17 protein-coding genes are annotated in these 16,146 nt (G+C 61.4%); 12 read left to right on the forward strand and 5 right to left on the reverse strand.

Going from position 1 to position 16,146, the window contains the following annotated elements; all coding sequences use genetic code 11:
* The first annotated feature begins 91 nt into the window (after positions 1 to 91).
* The 9 genes from AB4N33_RS28935 to AB4N33_RS28975 all read left to right on the forward strand — a co-directional run bounded on the left by AB4N33_RS28935 (position 92) and on the right by AB4N33_RS28975 (position 7,984).
* On the forward strand, positions 92 to 1,117 hold the full coding sequence (locus tag AB4N33_RS28935; protein ID WP_460141109.1) for an NAD(P)H-dependent glycerol-3-phosphate dehydrogenase: 1,026 nt from the start codon (positions 92 to 94) through the stop codon (positions 1,115 to 1,117).
* 31 nt (positions 1,118 to 1,148) lie between these two features.
* Positions 1,149 to 1,496: a DUF4389 domain-containing protein gene (locus AB4N33_RS28940; protein WP_476458756.1), complete on the forward strand. Its 348-nt coding sequence runs from the start codon at positions 1,149 to 1,151 to the stop codon at positions 1,494 to 1,496.
* Entirely contained in the window at positions 1,493 to 1,945 is a 453-nt protein-coding gene (gene sixA / locus AB4N33_RS28945; RefSeq protein WP_460141111.1) for a phosphohistidine phosphatase SixA, read from the forward strand. The genes AB4N33_RS28940 and sixA overlap by 4 nt, the downstream gene beginning before the upstream one ends.
* 94 nt (positions 1,946 to 2,039) lie before the next feature.
* On the forward strand, positions 2,040 to 3,707 hold the full coding sequence (locus tag AB4N33_RS28950; RefSeq protein WP_476458757.1) for an AMP-binding protein: 1,668 nt from the start codon (positions 2,040 to 2,042) through the stop codon (positions 3,705 to 3,707).
* A 32-nt stretch (positions 3,708 to 3,739) separates the two neighbouring features.
* Positions 3,740 to 4,183, forward strand: coding sequence for a hotdog fold thioesterase (locus tag AB4N33_RS28955; protein ID WP_095056564.1), 444 nt, complete (start codon positions 3,740 to 3,742; stop codon positions 4,181 to 4,183).
* Positions 4,184 to 4,304: 121 nt separating this feature from the next.
* Entirely contained in the window at positions 4,305 to 5,111 is an 807-nt protein-coding gene (locus tag AB4N33_RS28960; protein WP_460121858.1) for an alpha/beta fold hydrolase, read from the forward strand.
* Positions 5,108 to 5,962 carry an alpha/beta hydrolase gene (locus AB4N33_RS28965; protein ID WP_460141114.1) on the forward strand — a complete coding sequence of 285 codons (855 nt, stop codon included), beginning with the start codon at positions 5,108 to 5,110 and terminating at the stop codon, positions 5,960 to 5,962. The genes AB4N33_RS28960 and AB4N33_RS28965 overlap by 4 nt, the downstream gene beginning before the upstream one ends.
* 106 nt (positions 5,963 to 6,068) lie before the next feature.
* Complete coding sequence (locus AB4N33_RS28970) at positions 6,069 to 6,875, forward strand: DUF4892 domain-containing protein (RefSeq protein ID WP_460126582.1); 807 nt, start codon at positions 6,069 to 6,071, stop codon at positions 6,873 to 6,875.
* Between the two features lie 68 nt (positions 6,876 to 6,943).
* A complete protein-coding gene (locus AB4N33_RS28975; protein WP_460121862.1) occupies positions 6,944 to 7,984 on the forward strand; it encodes an AI-2E family transporter in 1,041 nt (346 codons plus the stop codon).
* Between the two features lie 304 nt (positions 7,985 to 8,288).
* Here AB4N33_RS28975 and xopAW read toward each other — a convergent pair whose 3' ends face one another.
* From xopAW to AB4N33_RS28990, 3 genes are all read right to left on the reverse strand, one after another.
* The gene (gene xopAW, locus AB4N33_RS28980; protein WP_460141116.1) at positions 8,289 to 8,945 is read right to left on the reverse strand and encodes a XopAW family type III secretion system calcium-binding effector; all 657 of its coding nucleotides are present in this window, start codon (positions 8,943 to 8,945) and stop codon (positions 8,289 to 8,291) included.
* A 96-nt stretch (positions 8,946 to 9,041) separates the two neighbouring features.
* Positions 9,042 to 10,115: a sensor histidine kinase gene (locus AB4N33_RS28985; RefSeq protein WP_460141117.1), complete on the reverse strand. Its 1,074-nt coding sequence runs from the start codon at positions 10,113 to 10,115 to the stop codon at positions 9,042 to 9,044.
* Positions 10,115 to 10,873: a response regulator gene (locus AB4N33_RS28990; protein ID WP_460121867.1), complete on the reverse strand. Its 759-nt coding sequence runs from the start codon at positions 10,871 to 10,873 to the stop codon at positions 10,115 to 10,117. Before AB4N33_RS28990 ends, AB4N33_RS28985 begins: the two co-directional genes overlap by 1 nt.
* A 293-nt stretch (positions 10,874 to 11,166) precedes the next feature.
* On the opposite strand from AB4N33_RS28990, the gene pyrF reads away from it, so the two are divergent.
* Entirely contained in the window at positions 11,167 to 11,865 is a 699-nt protein-coding gene (gene pyrF / locus AB4N33_RS28995) for an orotidine-5'-phosphate decarboxylase (protein ID WP_476458758.1), read from the forward strand.
* 127 nt (positions 11,866 to 11,992) lie between these two features.
* On the opposite strand, the gene AB4N33_RS29000 is transcribed toward pyrF, so the two are convergent.
* Both AB4N33_RS29000 and AB4N33_RS29005 read right to left on the reverse strand, forming a co-directional pair.
* On the reverse strand, positions 11,993 to 12,997 hold the full coding sequence (locus AB4N33_RS29000; RefSeq protein WP_460141118.1) for an NADP-dependent oxidoreductase: 1,005 nt from the start codon (positions 12,995 to 12,997) through the stop codon (positions 11,993 to 11,995).
* Positions 12,998 to 13,006: 9 nt separating this feature from the next.
* The gene (locus AB4N33_RS29005) at positions 13,007 to 13,132 is read right to left on the reverse strand and encodes a hypothetical protein (RefSeq protein ID WP_476458759.1); all 126 of its coding nucleotides are present in this window, start codon (positions 13,130 to 13,132) and stop codon (positions 13,007 to 13,009) included.
* Positions 13,133 to 13,224: 92 nt separating this feature from the next.
* Here AB4N33_RS29005 and AB4N33_RS29010 point away from each other — a divergent pair, with 92 nt between their 5' ends.
* Both AB4N33_RS29010 and AB4N33_RS29015 read left to right on the forward strand, forming a co-directional pair.
* Entirely contained in the window at positions 13,225 to 13,986 is a 762-nt protein-coding gene (locus AB4N33_RS29010) for an SDR family oxidoreductase (RefSeq protein WP_460121873.1), read from the forward strand.
* A 190-nt stretch (positions 13,987 to 14,176) separates the two neighbouring features.
* Positions 14,177 to 15,547: an aminotransferase-like domain-containing protein gene (locus AB4N33_RS29015; RefSeq protein WP_460121875.1), complete on the forward strand. Its 1,371-nt coding sequence runs from the start codon at positions 14,177 to 14,179 to the stop codon at positions 15,545 to 15,547.
* Positions 15,548 to 16,146 lie beyond the last annotated feature (599 nt).

Raw genomic sequence — 16,146 nt, forward strand, 5'->3', positions numbered from 1 at the left:
CAAGTGCCGGTATTTGATGCAGGGGCTGTCCGTCACTGGGCCGCTCCGTATAATGCCGTCATCGCCACTGGTATGGATTAACGGATTGCATATGACTGAACAGCGCCCGATTGCGGTTCTGGGAGGCGGAAGTTTTGGTACCGCCGTGGCTAATCTGCTGGCCGAGAACGGGCACCAGGTTCGCCTGTGGATGCGTGACCCCGCACAGGCCGAAGCCATTGCGGTCAATCGCGAGAACCCGCGCTACCTCAAGGGCATCAAGGTGCTTGCTGCCGTGGAGCCCACCACGGATCTGCTGGCGACGCTTGCGGCGTGTGAGCTGTGTTTCGTTGCGCTGCCTTCCAGCGCGCTGCGGTCGGTGCTGGCCCCTCACGCGCAGCTGCTGAGCGGCAAGATGCTGGTGAGCCTGACCAAGGGAATCGAAGCCCACACATTCAAGCTGATGAGCGAGATCCTCGAAGAGATCGCTCCCCAGGCGCGCATAGGTGTGTTGTCCGGGCCAAACCTGGCCCGGGAAGTCGCCGAGCACGCGTTGACCGCCACCGTGGTCGCCAGCGAAGACGAAGCGCTCTGCCAGCAGGTTCAGGCTGCGCTGCACGGTCGCACCTTTCGCGTGTATGCCAGCGCCGACCGTTTTGGCGTGGAACTGGGCGGGGCGTTGAAAAACGTCTATGCGATCATCGCTGGCATGGCAGTGGCACTGGGCATGGGCGAAAACACCAAAAGCATGCTGATCACTCGTGCACTGGCGGAAATGACCCGTTTCGCAGTGAATCAGGGTGCCAACCCGATGACATTCCTCGGGCTTGCGGGGGTCGGTGATCTCATCGTGACCTGCTCTTCGCCCAAGAGCCGCAACTATCAGGTCGGTTTTGCACTGGGCCAGGGCTTGAGCCTGGAAGACGCCGTGGCGCGCCTGGGCGAAGTGGCCGAAGGTGTCAACACGCTCAAAGTGCTCAAGGCCAAGGCCCAGGAAGTCGGCGTATATATGCCGCTGGTCGCCGGGCTGCACGCAATCCTGTTCGAAGGGCGCACGCTCAGTCAGGTGATTGAACTGCTGATGCGCGGCGAACCCAAAACTGATGTCGATTTCATTTCCACCAGTGGTTTCAACTGATCACGCTTTAGACAAGGGCAGGGCATTGCACATGAGCGAACCGAAAGTAGAAGACCAGTACGAGTCCATCCTTCTGCGGGTGTTATGGATGATCGTTTTCCTGCTGGTGTGGCAGGTGGCGCAGTTCATGCTCGGCGCCGTGGTGCTGGTGCAGCTGGTCTATCGTTTATTTTATGGCGCTCCGAGCGCCAGCCTGATGAATTTCGGCGACAGCCTGAGCCAGTTCCTGGCCCAGATCGGTCGATTCGGCACGTTCCACAGCGACCAGAAACCCTGGCCGTTCGCCGACTGGCCGGCGCCGCGCACCCCGGAAGGTGAAGCTGCGCACGTCGTGGCGCCGGCGCCGCATCCGGCCCGAGATGAGGAACCCAAGCTATGAAACTCTGGGTATTGCGTCATGGTGAAGCCGAGCCTTACGGCAAACGTCCGGACTCCGAAAGGGCACTGACGGCCCACGGTCGGGAAGAGGTGTTACGCTCAGCGGCCGAGTTGATGGGGCGTCCCATCACGGCCATTTATGCCAGTCCCTACCTGCGTGCACAGCAAACCGCCGAGATCGTGCGCACGGCCCTGGGTTTCGCACCGGACATCCGCACTGTGGAATGGCTGACCCCAGACAACCGCCCGCAAGCGGTTGCCGAACAATTGGTCTCGGTGGACCACGCGTTGCTGGTCAGCCACAACCCGCTGGTGGGTAATTTGCTGGGTTACCTGCAACACGGCCACGTGCAAGAACCCGAAGCGGTCAAGACTGCGGGCCTGGCCGAACTGGAGGGCGATCTCCCGGTGGCCGGGGCGATGAAGCTGAATGGTATCAAGCACCCGTAGATGCGGTGATATGTATCTTTTTGTGAAGTAATCAACCAAGCAACCGCTTGGTTGGCTACGCTTGCTCCAGACCAAAAACAAAGGAGCGAGTCGCATGTCTGCTGCTTTTCGTTTGCCGCTGGACGTCTTCTACGAGCGTGAAGCCCGTCATCCCCGTCAGCGCTACCTGGTTCAGCCAGTGGGCGGCGGCCAGGTCGAAACCCTGACCTGGGCAGACGTCGGTCATCAAGCCCGGTGCGCGGCGCACTGGTTGCGGGCCCGCGAATTGCCCCAGGGCAGCCACATCGCTCTGATCTCGAAAAACTGCGCCCACTGGATCATCGCTGACCTGGCGATCTGGATGGCCGGGCATGTGTCGGTGCCGTTGTACCCCAACCTCACCGCCGATTCCGTCGCGCAGGTGCTGCAACACTCCGAGGCGGCCCTGGCGTTCATCGGCAAGCTCGATGACTGGCCCGCCATGTCCCGTGGAGTCAGCCCAGATCTGCCCACCATCAGCCTGCCGCTGCACCCGCCGGGCAGCTTCAGTTACAGCTGGGACGACCTGCAAGCCTGCTCGCCGATCCTGGACAATCCGATGCCTGCCGCCGATCGGTTGGCGACCATCATTTACACCTCCGGCACCACGGGTCTGCCCAAGGGTGTAATGCACACCTTTGGCACCCTGGGTTTCGCCACCAGCGGCGGCACCCAGTTGTTCGGTCTCAATGAGTCGGATCGACTGCTGTCATACCTGCCGCTCTGCCACGTTGCCGAACGCATGTTCGTCGAACTGGCTTCGATCTACACCGGGCAAACCGTATTTTTTGCCGAGAGCCTGGACACTTTCCTCATCGACATGCAGCGTGCGCGCCCCACGGCATTGTTCGGCGTGCCACGGATCTGGACCAAGTTCCAGATGGGCGTATACGGCAAGATCCCAGCCAAGCGCCTGGATTTGCTCCTGGGTTTGCCTTTCATTGGCAAGCGGGTAGGGCGAAAGGTGCTCGCCGGGCTTGGGCTGGATGCGTTGCGGGTGGCCCTGTCCGGGGCGGCCCCGGTCCCTCAGACCTTGCTGCTGTGGTACCGCAAGCTTGGGTTGGACGTGTTGGAGGTGTATGGCATGACCGAAAGCTGCGGGTATTCCCACATCGGTCGGCCCGGCGAGAACAAGCGAGGCTGGATTGGCAAGCCGTGCCCGAATGTTGAAGTGAAGATCGACGAATCCGGCGAAGTCCTGGTGCGCAGCGGGGCGACCATGCTCGGCTATTTCAAGGAACCGGAGAAAACCGCCGACACCCTCACCGGGGACGGCTTCCTGCGTACCGGTGACAAGGGCGAGCAGGACGCCGAAGGCAACCTGCGCCTGACCGGGCGGCTGAAGGAAATCTTCAAGACCAGCAAAGGCAAGTATGTGGCCCCGGCGCCGATTGAAAACCGTCTGGCGGTGCATTCCCGGATTGAGCAGGTGTGTGTGGTCGGCGACGGTCTGATCGCGCCACTGGGGCTGTGCGTGCTGTCGGCTGTCGGGCAACAGGACGCCGTGGGTGCCGCGCGCGCGGGACTGCATTCGAGCCTGGAAAAACTGCTGGAGGAGGTCAACGGCGTTCTCGACAAGCACGAACGTTTGCATCGCCTGGTGGTGGTCAAGGACAGTTGGGCGGTGGAGAACGGTTTCCTCACGCCGACCCTGAAAATCAAACGCAACGTGATCGAGGCGGCTTACGGTTCGCGTTTTGCAGAATGGAGCGAGCACAGGGATGCGGTGCTGTGGCAGGATTGAGTCACGAACAAAACCAATAAAGGATGCCTGCGATGAGTTTGTGGCGTACCACTCCGAACATCGAGCAATTGAACGCAATTCAGAAGAACACCATTGGCGAAGTGCTGGACATCCGCTTCGAAGCCTTCGACGAGGAGTCCCTGACTGCCAGCATGGTGATCGACCATCGCACCCACCAGCCTTATGGTTTGCTCCATGGGGGCGCCTCGGTGGTGCTGGCCGAGTCCGTTGGTTCCATGGCGAGCTACCTGTGCATCGACGCCAGCAAGTTCTACTGCGTGGGCCTGGAAATCAATGCCAACCATTTGCGCGGCCTGCGCAGCGGGCGCGTGACCGCTGTCGCCAAGCCCATCCACATCGGGCGCACCACCCACGTCTGGGACATTCGCCTGACCAGTGACGAGGGCAAGGCCAGTTGCGTGTCACGCCTGACCATGGCGGTGGTGCCACTGGGTGAGAACCCGCCGGCGCGTTGATTGCAAACGGCGGGGTATTCGCCTGACCGGACTGTCATCATTCCTGGCAGTTACGGTCATTGCTGCGGGTCCCTGTCTTGCGGACAATCAACGCCTGTCATTGTTTCTGGACTTCGCCGGTATGTCGCAGCAGGTATTTTTCGCTCACGCCAACGGTTTTCCCTCGGGGACCTACGGCAAGTTGTTCGCGGCGTTGGCGCCCGAGTATCAGGTGGCGCATTTGCCGCAGCACGCCCATGACCCGCGTTTCCCGGCGGATGACAACTGGCATAACCTGGTGGACGAGCTGATTCACCACCTCGAACAACAGGCGCAACCGATTTGGGGGGTGGGGCATTCCTTCGGTGGCGTGCTGCACCTGCATGCGGCGTTGCGTTGCCCTGAGTTGTACCGAGGCGTAGTCATGCTCGACTCGCCAGTGCTCACCCGCGCCGATCAGTGGGTGATCCGGGCGGCCAAGCGTTTTGGCTTCATCGACCGCCTGACACCGGCGGGGCGTACGCTGGGGCGCAAGGAAGAGTTTGCCGACCTCGACAGCGCCCGGCGCTATTTCGCCGGTAAAACCCTGTTCCGCAGTTTCGATCCGGAATGCTTCGACGCCTACCTGCAACACGGTCTGGAACCGGTAGGTGACAAGTTGCGCCTGCGTTTCGATCCCGCCACCGAAATCAGTATCTACCGTGGCGTGCCCCACACCAGCCCTGGCCATACGCGTCATTTGAAGGTGCCGCTGGCGGTCGTGCGTGGGCGTGACAGCCGTGTGGTCATGCGTCATCACGCCAGTTCCGTCGGGCGCCTGCCACAGGGCGAGTCCCTGACCATGCCGGGCGGGCACATGTTTCCCCTCGAGCGGCCACAGGACACCGCCACGCTGCTCAAGGACCTGTTCAGCCGCTGGGGCGGTCGACAACAACGGGATTGCGCATGAAGCCGGTGGTCGAAGAAGTTCGCCTGAGCCTGCCGCATATCGAACTGGCAGCGCACCTGTTCGGTCCAGAAGACGGTTTGCCGGTCATTGCCCTGCATGGCTGGCTGGACAACGCCAACAGTTTTGCCCGATTGGCGCCCAAGCTCAAAGGGTTGCGCATCGTCGCACTGGACATGGCCGGTCATGGTCATTCCGGGCATCGTCCGGCGGGTGCCGGTTATGCCATGTGGGACTATGCCCACGATGTGTTGCAGGTCGCCGAGCAAATGGGCCTGAAACGGTTTGCGCTGCTGGGGCACTCCATGGGTGCCATCGCTTCGCTGATCATCGCCGGATCGATGCCTGAGCGCGTGACCCATCTTGCCCTGATCGATGGCGTCATCCCGCCGACGGACAAAGGTGAAAACGCCGCCGAGCGCATGGGCATGGCGCTGCAAGCGCAGTTGGACCTGCGGGAGAAACGCAAGCCGATCTACGCCACCCTCGACCGCGCCATCGAAGCGCGCATGAAGGGCCTGGTGGCCGTCAGTCGAGAAGCCGCCGAGCTGTTGGCACAACGGGGCCTGATGCCAGTCTCGGGTGGCTACACCTGGCGAACGGACAATCGCCTGACGCTGCCGTCGCCGCTGCGCCTGACCACCGAGCAGGCGATGGCCTTCGTCCACCGTATCAGTTGCCCAGCGCTGTTGGTTGTCGCGGCCGACGGCATGCTCGCCAAACACCCCGAGTTGCTGGAGCGTCTACCCTTTAGCCTTGAACAGCTGCCAGGCGGTCATCATTTGCACCTGAATGACGAGTCCGGAGCGGATCTTGTAGCAGACTGTTTCAATCGGTTCTTCGCCATTCCTTGACTTGCGTTCGGCAACTGTCGAGGCTGGTCGGGTTGAATGGGGAGACAACCATGAAAGATCTCTACACCGAGGGTGCCCGGGCGATGCTGATCCGATGACCTTATCCATACGTTCACTCAGCCTGCTGACGTTCTGTAGTTTCAGTTCTCTGTCATTTGCCGCGGATGTTCCGGGCAGTCAGGATTTGCCGATCGTGCCGCGCATGACCGATTCACAGATCGTCGACTATCGGCCCGCGACCGAACTCGAGCGGATCTATCCGATGGGTTCGATTCGCAAGATCAGTGGCCAGTTGCGCTTCGACGGCCAGGTCAGCGCGCGGGGGCATACCACTTCGGTAACCTACGAATTGCCACCGGAGCAAACTTCCAACGCTGCGTTCACCACTGCTCGCGAAGCGTTGCAAAAACAGGATGCGCAGTTGCTGTTCTGGTGCCAGGCCCGCGATTGTGGCGAGAGCAGCTTGTGGGCCAATGAAGTCTTCGGCAACGCCAAGCTCTATGGTTCCGATGAGCAGCAGGCATACCTGCTGTTACGACTGGCGGCGCCCAACGACAACACGCTGGTGGCGCTGTACGGCATCACCCGGGGTAATCGCAAGGCCTACCTGCACGTTGAGCAGTTTGACGCGACTGCGCCGCTGGGGGAATTGCTGCCAACCTCCGCGACCTTGTTGCGTGAGCTCAAAAGCACGGGGGAGCTCGATTTTCCACAGCTGACCGGCGCCCCCGAGGAGACCTGGCTGCGTCTGTTGTCGCGTGGCCTGAATCTGGACACTACCCTGCGGGTGAGCGTGTCCGGGCCGAATGCCGAAGCCTGGCGTCAGGCGCTGATTGGCCAGGGCGTGCGCACGGCGCGCCTTGAAACCGGTAGCGTCGAAGGCTCGGGTCTGCACATGGAGCTGTTGCGATAAGCTGTACCAGGCGGGTGCGCGGGGCGCATTCGCCTATTCTTTTGCAGACTGACTTTTTCGAGATCCGGATGATCAATAACGATCGGCTGTTGGTGCAGATCCTGCTCCTGGTGCTGTTTGGCGCGAGCCTTTGGGTCATGGCGCCGTTCTGGTCGGCGTTGTTCTGGGGCGCGGTGCTCGCGTTCGCCAGTTGGCCCTTGATGTTGTTGCTGACCCGTTGGCTCAACGGCCGCGAATCCCTGGCGGCGGCAGTGCTGACCCTGGGCTGGATGCTGCTGGTGGCGGTGCCGTTGGTGTGGCTGGGTTTCAACCTGGCGGATCATGTGCGCGACGCCACGGCATTCATCAAGGATGTGCAGATGGAAGGCTTGCCCGAGGCGCCGGACTGGCTGGGGGGCGTTCCGCTGGTGGGCGAGCGGCTGGTGGTGGTCTGGAACAGCATCGACCAGCAAGGTGCGGCATTGCTGGCGTCGCTCAAACCCTATCTGGGGCAGGTCGGCAACTGGTTGCTGGCGCGCAGCGCGCAGATTGGCGGCGGCATTCTGGAGCTGACGCTGAGCATCGTCTTCGTGTTCTTTTTCTATCGCGACGGGCCGCGCCTCGCCGCTTTCGTCCATGGCTTGCTGCAGCGCTTGATCGGTGATCGTGCCGGTTACTACATCGAACTCGTGGCGGGTACTGTGCAGCGGGTGGTGAACGGCGTGATCGGCACGGCCGCAGCCCAGGCAATCCTTGCGTTGATCGGCTTCCTCATCGCCGGCGTGCCGGGCGCGCTGGTGCTCGGTATCGTCACTTTCCTGCTCAGCCTGATTCCCATGGGGCCACCCTTGGTCTGGATTCCGGCGACGGCCTGGCTGGCCTGGAAAGGCGAGTACGGGATGGCGGTGTTCCTGGGCATCTGGGGCACGTTCATCATCAGTGGGGTCGATAACGTGCTCAAGCCTTACCTGATCAGCCGTGGCGGCAACCTGCCGCTGGTGATCGTGTTGCTGGGGGTGTTCGGCGGGTTGATTGCGTTCGGGTTCATCGGCCTTTTCATCGGCCCGACGTTACTGGCGGTGGCGTACAGCCTGTTGAACGATTGGAGCAAGAGCCAGGCAAAACCCTGAAAACGCCTCCCATTGTAGGAGCGAGCTTGCTCGCGATGGAAGATCAGGCAACGCTGGCATTCAGGCGGCCCGCGTCATCGTTGACCTCCATCGCGAACAAGTTCGCTCCTACAGATCCGGTGGTGTCCCTGTAGGAGCGAGCTTGCTCGCGATGGAGGATCAGGCAACGCTGGCATTCAGGCGGCCCGCGTCATCGTTGACGACCATCGCGACGGTTCGACGCCTCGGCAAGCCCGCTCCCACAGGAGAACGCGGACCTCTGTAGAAGCGAGCCTGCTCGCGGTGGTCGTCAGGTCGCCGGGGATTACGTGGCCACGTTGAGGTATTTGCCCACGGTGGCGACGTTGTCGAGCGAATACTGCTTGCTCAGGTTGGCGATCATTTTTTCCAGCGCCTGGGTCACACTCGCTTGATCAGTGGAGCTGTCCGTATCGAGCTGGCTGAACGCGTCTTCACTGGATGCTTGCTGGGGTGGCGGGGTGAGGCTGGCGGCCAGTTCGTCCTTGCTGACGACGCCGTCTTCATTCTTGTCCAGGGCCGAAAAAATCTCGCTGCTGTCGGCGCTGCTGCCGGCACTGGTCAAACCGGTGGTCAACTCGTCATTGCTGATGGCGCCATCGCCATCAGTGTCCAGCGCGGTGATCAGCGCGTCAGCGAGCTCGGTGTCCGGTGCCTGATCACGGGGTGGTGGCGGTGGGGGGGCCATCGCTGCCATTTCTTCACTGCTCAGGCTGCCGCTTTCGTCGCTGTCCAGGTCGGCGAAATTCTTGCTCAGGCTGACCAACAGGCCATCGTCGGACTTCTGCGACAGGGCGTTGTTGAGCTCATCCTGATCCACCGAGCCGTCGCTGTTGGTGTCGAGTTTGCCCAGCAGCTCTTTCTGGAACTGCTGGCTGCGGGCATTGCTGGTACTGGTGACGCTGCTGGTATAGCTCATATAGTTGCTGACGCTACCGATCATCGGGCTCACTCCCTGGAATGGAAAACCGGCGGGTGCACCGGCTTGTGCAGAGTCGGGGAGCTGTTTGTCGTGGGTGTGTGAGGTTTGTACCGATCGCTAAACACAAGGTGGGAGAGGGCTTGCTCCCATGCGGGGAAGGCGGATGACGGCGGTCAAACCGCCGCCCGGCGTTTCTTCCAGCGTCAATTGCCCGCCCAGGCGTTCCGCTGCTTCGCGGGCAATGGTCATGCCCAGGCCGACACCACCGGAATTACGGTTGCGCGAACCTTCCAGGCGAAAGAACGGTTCGAACACGGCCTCGCGTTTATCCGCAGCGATTCCCGGCCCATGGTCGATGACCCGGATGATCAGCTGCTCGCGGCTGTCTTCAAGTTCGATCCGCGCCTGCCCGGCGTAACGAAGGGCGTTATCCATCAAATTGTTGATGCACGAGCGCAAGGCCATGGGCTGGACCTGCAGGGGCGCGCAGTGGCCGTTTGCCTGGACATCGGCGCCCTGGTCCTGGGCGTTTTCACTCAGGGACTCGACCAATGCCTGCACGTCCATCCACTGAGGGGCTTCGCTGGTGCGCTGTTCGTGCAGATAAGTGAGGGTCGCGTCGAGCATGCTGATCATGTCGTCCAGATCCTGGCGCATCTGGCTTTGCAGCCTGTTGTCGTCGATCTGTTCCAGGCGCAGCTTGAGCCGCGACAACGGAGTACGCAGGTCGTGGGAAACCGCGCCAAGCATGCGCGAACGCTGCTGCACTTGCCCGATGATGCGTTTCTGCATCAGGTTGAAAGTCGACGCGGCCTGCCTGGCCTCCCGGGGGCCGGACTCGTCCAGCGGTGGGCTGTCGAGGTTTTCACTCAGGCGTTCGGCGGCGTCGCTCAGGCGCTGGATCGGTCGGCTCAGCAGTTTGGCGCCGTACCAGGCTGCAATGATCAGCGAAACGAACTGGAACGTCAGCGGCACCAACGGCCCGCCGAACCAGGGGCGCGGTGGTCGGTTCTCGAAACGTGGATCCGGTGGCGGACGGCCGTCGAAGCCTTCGGCGAATCCGGGCGGCGGCGGTGGCGGCGGAGGACCGTAGTGATGAAACCAGGCAAAGGCCAGCAGGTGCGCCAGGATGATCGCCAGCAACAGCACGCCAAACAGGCGACCGAACAGCGTATCGAAGCGCGCTCGCATCAGCCGATATCCCGGGCGTCGAACAAATAGCCTTCGCCGCGAACGGTCTTGATCAATTGTGGCGCTTTCGGGTCATCCCCGAGTTTCTGGCGCAGGCGGGACACCAGCAGGTCGATGCTTCGATCAAAGGCCTCGATCGAGCGACCGCGTGCCGCGTCCAGGAGTTGCTCTCGGCTGAGCACCCGGCGAGGGCGCTCGATGAACACCCACAGCAGGCGAAACTCGGCATTGGACAACGGCACCACCAGCCCATCGGCGGCGATCAGCTGGCGCAGCACACTGTTCAGACGCCAGTTGTCAAAGCGCACGTTGGCGCGCTGTTCGGTGCGGTCGTCACGCACGCGGCGCAAAATGGTCTGGATGCGCGCCACCAGTTCTCGCGGTTCGAAGGGCTTGGCCATGTAATCGTCGGCACCCAGTTCCAGGCCGATGATGCGGTCGGTCGGCTCGCATCGTGCAGTCAGCATGAGAATCGGGATATCCGATTCGGCACGCAGCCAGCGGCACAGCGAAAGACCGTCCTCACCGGGCAGCATCAGGTCGAGCACCACCACGTCAAAATGTTCCGCCTGCAAGGCCTGTCGCATGGCGGCGCCATCGGTGACGCCGCTGGCGTGAATGTTGAAACGAGCCAGGTAATCGATCATCAGTTCACGGATCGGAACGTCATCGTCGACGATCAGTGCCCGGATGCTCCAGCGTTTGTCGTCGCCGGGCGCTTTTTGATCGTCGTTCGAGGGGGCTTGAGTGCTGTGCATGCGTGCGTTCATCTGCCATTCAGGCTGCCAACCACAAAGATGGGCTGCGAGGTTGTGGTTCCAGCATAGGCGTCCGGCCCTGAGGCGGGAAGTGCTGTAAGGACGTGTTGCGACTGCCGAGGGTAGCGGGCGTGGGTGTTGTGGGCGTGTCGTGAGTGTATCGGTCTCGACACAATCGACTGAAGGGCTAATCTTGCCGGGGCGCGGGCGATGATTTACCGATCATCGGGTCCCGCTGCCGCGCTGGTTCCGCTACAATGCGCGCCGATTTCGTCCTGCCTGAGAGCCCACACATGTCCGCCTGCCAGACTCCTATCATCGTCGCCCTGGATTTCCCCACCCGTGACGCCGCGCTGAAACTGGCCGACCAGTTGGACCCAAAACTGTGCCGGGTCAAGGTTGGCAAGGAGCTGTTCACCAGTTGCGCCGCGGAAATTGTTGGCACCCTGCGCGACAAGGGCTTCGAAGTGTTCCTGGACCTCAAGTTCCACGACATCCCGAACACCACTGCCATGGCGGTCAAGGCCGCAGCGGAGATGGGCGTGTGGATGGTCAACGTGCATTGCTCCGGTGGCCTGCGCATGATGGCCGCCTGCCGTGAAGAGCTGGACAAGCGCTCCGGGCCGAAGCCGCTGTTGATCGGCGTGACGGTGCTGACCAGCATGGAGCGCGAGGACCTGGCGGGTATCGGTCTGGACATTGAACCGCAGGAACAGGTACTGCGCCTGGCAGCGCTGGCGGAAAAAGCCGGGATGGACGGATTGGTGTGCTCGGCGCTGGAAGCCCAGGCGCTGAAATCGGCGCACCCATCGCTGCAACTGGTGACACCGGGGATTCGTCCGGCCGGCAGTGCCCAGGACGATCAGCGCCGCATCCTGACCCCACGCCAGGCGTTGGATGCGGGTTCCGATTATCTGGTGATCGGTCGTCCAATCAGCCAGGCAGCGGAACCGTCGAAGGCATTGGCGGCGGTCGTTGCAGAACTGGCCTGACCCCATCCCCCCTGTAGGAGCGAGCTTGCTCGCGATAGCGGTGTATCAGATGGCAACACAGTAGCCTGACACAGCGCTTCGCGAGCAAGCTCGCTCCTACAGGGGCGTGATTAATCCGAGTGTCGGATCACACCTTTAACACCAACTTTCCGAAATTCTCCCCGCTGAACAACTTCATCAGCGTCTCCGGAAACGTTTCCAGTCCTTCGACGATGTCTTCCTTGCTCTTGAGCTGCCCCTGGGCCATCCAGCCCGCCATTTCCTGGCCGGCAGCGGCGAACTGGGCGGCGTAGTCCATCACCACGAAGCCTTCCATCCGCGCGCGGTTCACCAGTAGCGACAGGTAGTTGGCTGGGCCCTTGACCGCTTCCTTGTTGTTGTATTGGCTGATGGCGCCGCAGATCACCACGCGTGCCTTCATGTTCAGGCGGCTCAGTACCGCATCGAGGATGTCGCCTCCGACGTTGTCGAAGTACACGTCGACGCCTTTCGGGCACTCGCGCTTCAGGCCGGCGAGCACGTCCTCGCTTTTGTAGTCGATGGCGCCGTCAAAACCCAGTTCCTCGACAAGGAATTTGCACTTGTCCGCACCGCCGGCAATGCCAACGACCCGGCAACCCTTTATCTTGGCAATCTGTCCGGCAATGCTGCCAACCGCACCCGCCGCGCCGGACAGCACCACGGTATCGCCGGCCTTGGGTGCACCGACGTCGAGCAGGGCGAAGTAGGCGGTCATGCCGGTCATGCCCAGTGCGGACAGGTAACGCGGCAGTGGCGCCAGTTTCGGATCCACCTTGTAGAACCCGCGCGGCTCACCCAGGAAGTAATCCTGCACGCCCAGTGCGCCATTGACGTAGTCCCCGACCGCAAAGCCCGGGTTGTTCGAGGCCACGACCTTGCCGACGCCCAGTGCGCGCATGACTTCGCCGATGCCCACCGGCGGGATGTAGGACTTGCCCTCATTCATCCAGCCGCGCATGGCCGGGTCCAGGGACAGGTACTCGTTCTTGACCAGGATCTGACCCGCACCCGGTTCGCCGACCGGTACTTGCTGGTAGGTGAATGTCTCGCGGGTAGCCGCGCCCACCGGACGTTTGGCGAGCAGGAACTGACGATTGGTCTGGGAAGTCATGACAGGCACTCAAAGGCGAATGAAGCCTTGTTGATAGACCTTCAGGGCCAAGGTCGCAAGTTTGGCTGATACGGCGAATGCAGGCTGATCCAGTGCAGTGATAATTGGAACATTGGTTTCATCACTGGCACTCATGGGAACCCAACTGGCCTTCTGATAGTGCTGCCGTGCAAGTAAAACCTGTGACTAGACTGGGGCCACGCGTTCATCACTTCGAGGACAAAACAATGAGCATGACGTTTTCCGGCCAGGTTGCTGTCGTAACGGGGGCCGCCAATGGTATCGGCCGAGCGACCGCCCAGGCATTCGCTGCCGAAGGCTTGAACGTGGTGGTGGCGGATATGGACACCGCAGGTGGTGAAGGCACCGTGGCGCTGATTCGCACCGCCGGCGGTGAAGCGACCTTTGTGCGCTGTAATGTCATGCTGGAAAGCGATGTAAAAAATCTGATGGATGAGGTGGTCAAGACCTATGGTCGACTTGACTATGCCTTCAACAATGCCGGCATCGAGATCGAAAAAGGCAAACTGGCGGAAGGCACCGTCGATGAGTTCGACGCGATCATGGGCGTCAACGTCAAAGGCGTCTGGCTGTGCATGAAGTATCAGTTGCCGTTGTTGCTGGCCCAGGGGGGCGGAGCGATCGTCAACACGGCCTCGGTCGCAGGTCTCGGCGCCGCGCCGAAGATGAGCATTTATGCGGCGTCGAAACATGCGGTGATCGGGCTGACCAAATCGGCGGCCATCGAATACGCCAAGAAGAAAATTCGTGTGAATGCGGTGTGCCCGGCAGTCATCGATACGGATATGTTCCGCCGCGCCTATGAAGCGGATCCTAAAAAAGGCGAGTTCGCCAATGCCATGCATCCCGTGGGGCGCATCGGAAAGGTCGAGGAAATTGCCAGCGCGGTGCTGTACTTGTGCAGCGATGGTGCAGCCTTTACCACCGGGCATTCACTGGCAGTGGACGGCGGCGTCACCGCTTTCTGACGCGGCGCTGTTCACCGCCTTTTTCTCCCCTTCTGTGAGGCGAGCCAGCTCGCTTCCACAGGGATGTCCTCTTTGCCGCATTTTTGTTTCAAATGGTTAGAACCGCCAATTTTGGCGGCGTTGTCGCACAACCCATTGAGCGCGCTTGTGATTTACTGATTCGGTCAAACGAACAGGAGTTTGCTTGCTCATGGAATTGAGAATTGATCGACAGGCTTTGGTGCCCGTCGTACAACAAATCGTCGATGCGCTGGCGTGCTGGCTACGCCAGGGCGCCATCGAGCCGGGAACGCGTCTGCCCTCCGCCCGGCAGATCGCCCGGATCAATCTGCTCAGCCAGTCCAGTGTGGTCGAAGCGTGCGATCGCCTTGTCGCGCAGGGCGTGTTGTCCTCGCGTCACGGCTGTGGGTTCATTGTTGCGACGCCCCCGTTACCCATCGCAGGTCCACCCTGGTTCGAGGGTGTGGAGTTACAGCCGTTGGCGGGTGAGTTATCCCTGGGAGGCGGTGGACTCCCCGAAAGCTGGCGGGAGACGGATGATCTGACGTACGCGATTCGCGAGGTCAGCCGCACTGACATGGCGAGCCTGTTCAACTACAGCACACCACTGGGGCTGCCGGCATTGCGTCGCCAAATTGGCAAACGCTTGAATAGATTGGGCATTGCCGCAGATGATCAACGCATCATGACCACGGCCGGCGCCAGCCAGGGCCTTGACCTGATCGCACGAGTCCTGCTCAAGCCAGGGGACTGCGTGGTGGTCGAAAGTCCCGGCTACGCTCAGCTGTTCGAGTTGCTCAGGTTGCAGGGGGTGTCGATGATCGAAGTCCCGCGTACACCACGCGGGCCTGACATCGAGGTGCTCGAGGCGCTGCTTCAAAAGAACAAGCCGCGAGCGATGTTCATCAACAGTTTTTATCACAACCCGACGGGCAGCAATCTGGCTCCGATGGTGGCACAACAGGTCTTGCAACTGAGCAGGCGTCATGGCGTGCAGGTGATCGAAGACGACGTCTACGCCGACCTGCACGCAAGCCCCGGCACCCGGCTGGCCGCGCTTGATGAGGATGTCATCTACGTCGGCAGCTTCTCCAAGACGCTCAGCAGTTCATTGCGGGTCGGCTTTGTGATGGCCAGTGCCGAGGTGATATCGCGTCTGGCCGAGTTCAAGCGGGTGAGCAGCCTGGGGGCTTCCGGGTTTTGTGAAGCGGTGCTGGCGTGTTTGCTGGCCAGTGGTGCCTACCGCAAGCTTCTGCTGCGCTTGCGCCAGCGTCTGCGGCATGACCGCGAGGTTGCGCTGCATCTGCTGGACGATGCCGACTGGGAGGTTTTCGGCAAGCCCGTTGGCGGCTTGTTTATCTGGGCGAGACCTCGTTTCTCCAACTACGCTCAGATGCGGCAGCACGCCCAGCGCCTTGGGGTTTTGTTGTCGTCCGCCACGGCGTTCAGCCCTGCGGACGAGGCCAGCGACTGGCAGCGTATCAATGTAGCGTGTGCCTGCGACCCCCGAGCCCGGGCGTTCTTTCAGGCCACCGCTTCGGATCGACCTCAAGCGTTCTGAAAACGACGTTGGCGTAGCTTTTTGCCATTATTCCGACGTCAGAGACTTGTGCTGACACAGGCCCGTTGCGAATCTGCGTCTACAGACTATGTCAGGGGACTCAGTGCAATGATTTCGGCCGTGCAAGGACGTTTTGCCAACCTCGGTATGGCGAAAAAACTGGGTATCGGGTTTGTGCTGGTGCTGTTGTTGACGGCATTGGTCGCCGCCATTGGCATCTGGTCCCTGCAGACCATCAGTCAGCGTTTCGATGGTCTCAAGCAGATGTCGTCGCTTAACAGCGGCCTGCTCAAGGTGCGTCTGCTCGAGCAGGAGTACGCCTTGCATGGCAACCCAAAAGTTGCCACAGCCCTGCGCGAGGGCGTCGATGGGCTGATTGCCTTGGCTAATCAGCTCAAGGAACAGTCACCGACCAACGTCCCGGTGATGAACGATGTCGAGCAGTCCCTGGCGGCTTATCGCAAGGCCTTTGACGAGTTTGTCTCGCTCAGCCAAGCCAAGGATCTGGCGCTGGAAATGGCCAGTTGGTCGGTGTCCAGCGTCGCCAATAATCTCGATGTGCTGCAATCGGGCCTCGCTGATGATGGCGCCTACACCCT

The organism is Pseudomonas sp. S1_E05, from assembly GCF_056337105.1.

Coding starts and splice junctions, on each gene's coding strand:
- AB4N33_RS28950 (WP_476458757.1), top strand. CDS start 2,040: ATGTCTGCTGCTTTTCGTTTGCCGCTGGACGTCTTCTACGAGCGTGAA.
- pyrF (WP_476458758.1), top strand. CDS start 11,167: ATGTCCGCCTGCCAGACTCCTATCATCGTCGCCCTGGATTTCCCCACC.
- AB4N33_RS29000 (WP_460141118.1), bottom strand. CDS start 12,997: ATGACTTCCCAGACCAATCGTCAGTTCCTGCTCGCCAAACGTCCGGTG.
- AB4N33_RS29015 (WP_460121875.1), top strand. CDS start 14,177: ATGGAATTGAGAATTGATCGACAGGCTTTGGTGCCCGTCGTACAACAA.
- AB4N33_RS29005 (WP_476458759.1), bottom strand. CDS start 13,132: ATGAGTGCCAGTGATGAAACCAATGTTCCAATTATCACTGCACTGGAT.
- AB4N33_RS28985 (WP_460141117.1), bottom strand. CDS start 10,115: ATGCGAGCGCGCTTCGATACGCTGTTCGGTCGCCTGTTTGGCGTGCTG.
- AB4N33_RS28935 (WP_460141109.1), top strand. CDS start 92: ATGACTGAACAGCGCCCGATTGCGGTTCTGGGAGGCGGAAGTTTTGGT.
- AB4N33_RS28990 (WP_460121867.1), bottom strand. CDS start 10,873: ATGCACAGCACTCAAGCCCCCTCGAACGACGATCAAAAAGCGCCCGGC.
- sixA (WP_460141111.1), top strand. CDS start 1,493: ATGAAACTCTGGGTATTGCGTCATGGTGAAGCCGAGCCTTACGGCAAA.
- xopAW (WP_460141116.1), bottom strand. CDS start 8,945: ATGATCGGTAGCGTCAGCAACTATATGAGCTATACCAGCAGCGTCACC.
- AB4N33_RS28940 (WP_476458756.1), top strand. CDS start 1,149: ATGAGCGAACCGAAAGTAGAAGACCAGTACGAGTCCATCCTTCTGCGG.
- AB4N33_RS28975 (WP_460121862.1), top strand. CDS start 6,944: ATGATCAATAACGATCGGCTGTTGGTGCAGATCCTGCTCCTGGTGCTG.
- AB4N33_RS28965 (WP_460141114.1), top strand. CDS start 5,108: ATGAAGCCGGTGGTCGAAGAAGTTCGCCTGAGCCTGCCGCATATCGAA.
- AB4N33_RS28960 (WP_460121858.1), top strand. CDS start 4,305: ATGTCGCAGCAGGTATTTTTCGCTCACGCCAACGGTTTTCCCTCGGGG.
- AB4N33_RS29010 (WP_460121873.1), top strand. CDS start 13,225: ATGAGCATGACGTTTTCCGGCCAGGTTGCTGTCGTAACGGGGGCCGCC.
- AB4N33_RS28955 (WP_095056564.1), top strand. CDS start 3,740: ATGAGTTTGTGGCGTACCACTCCGAACATCGAGCAATTGAACGCAATT.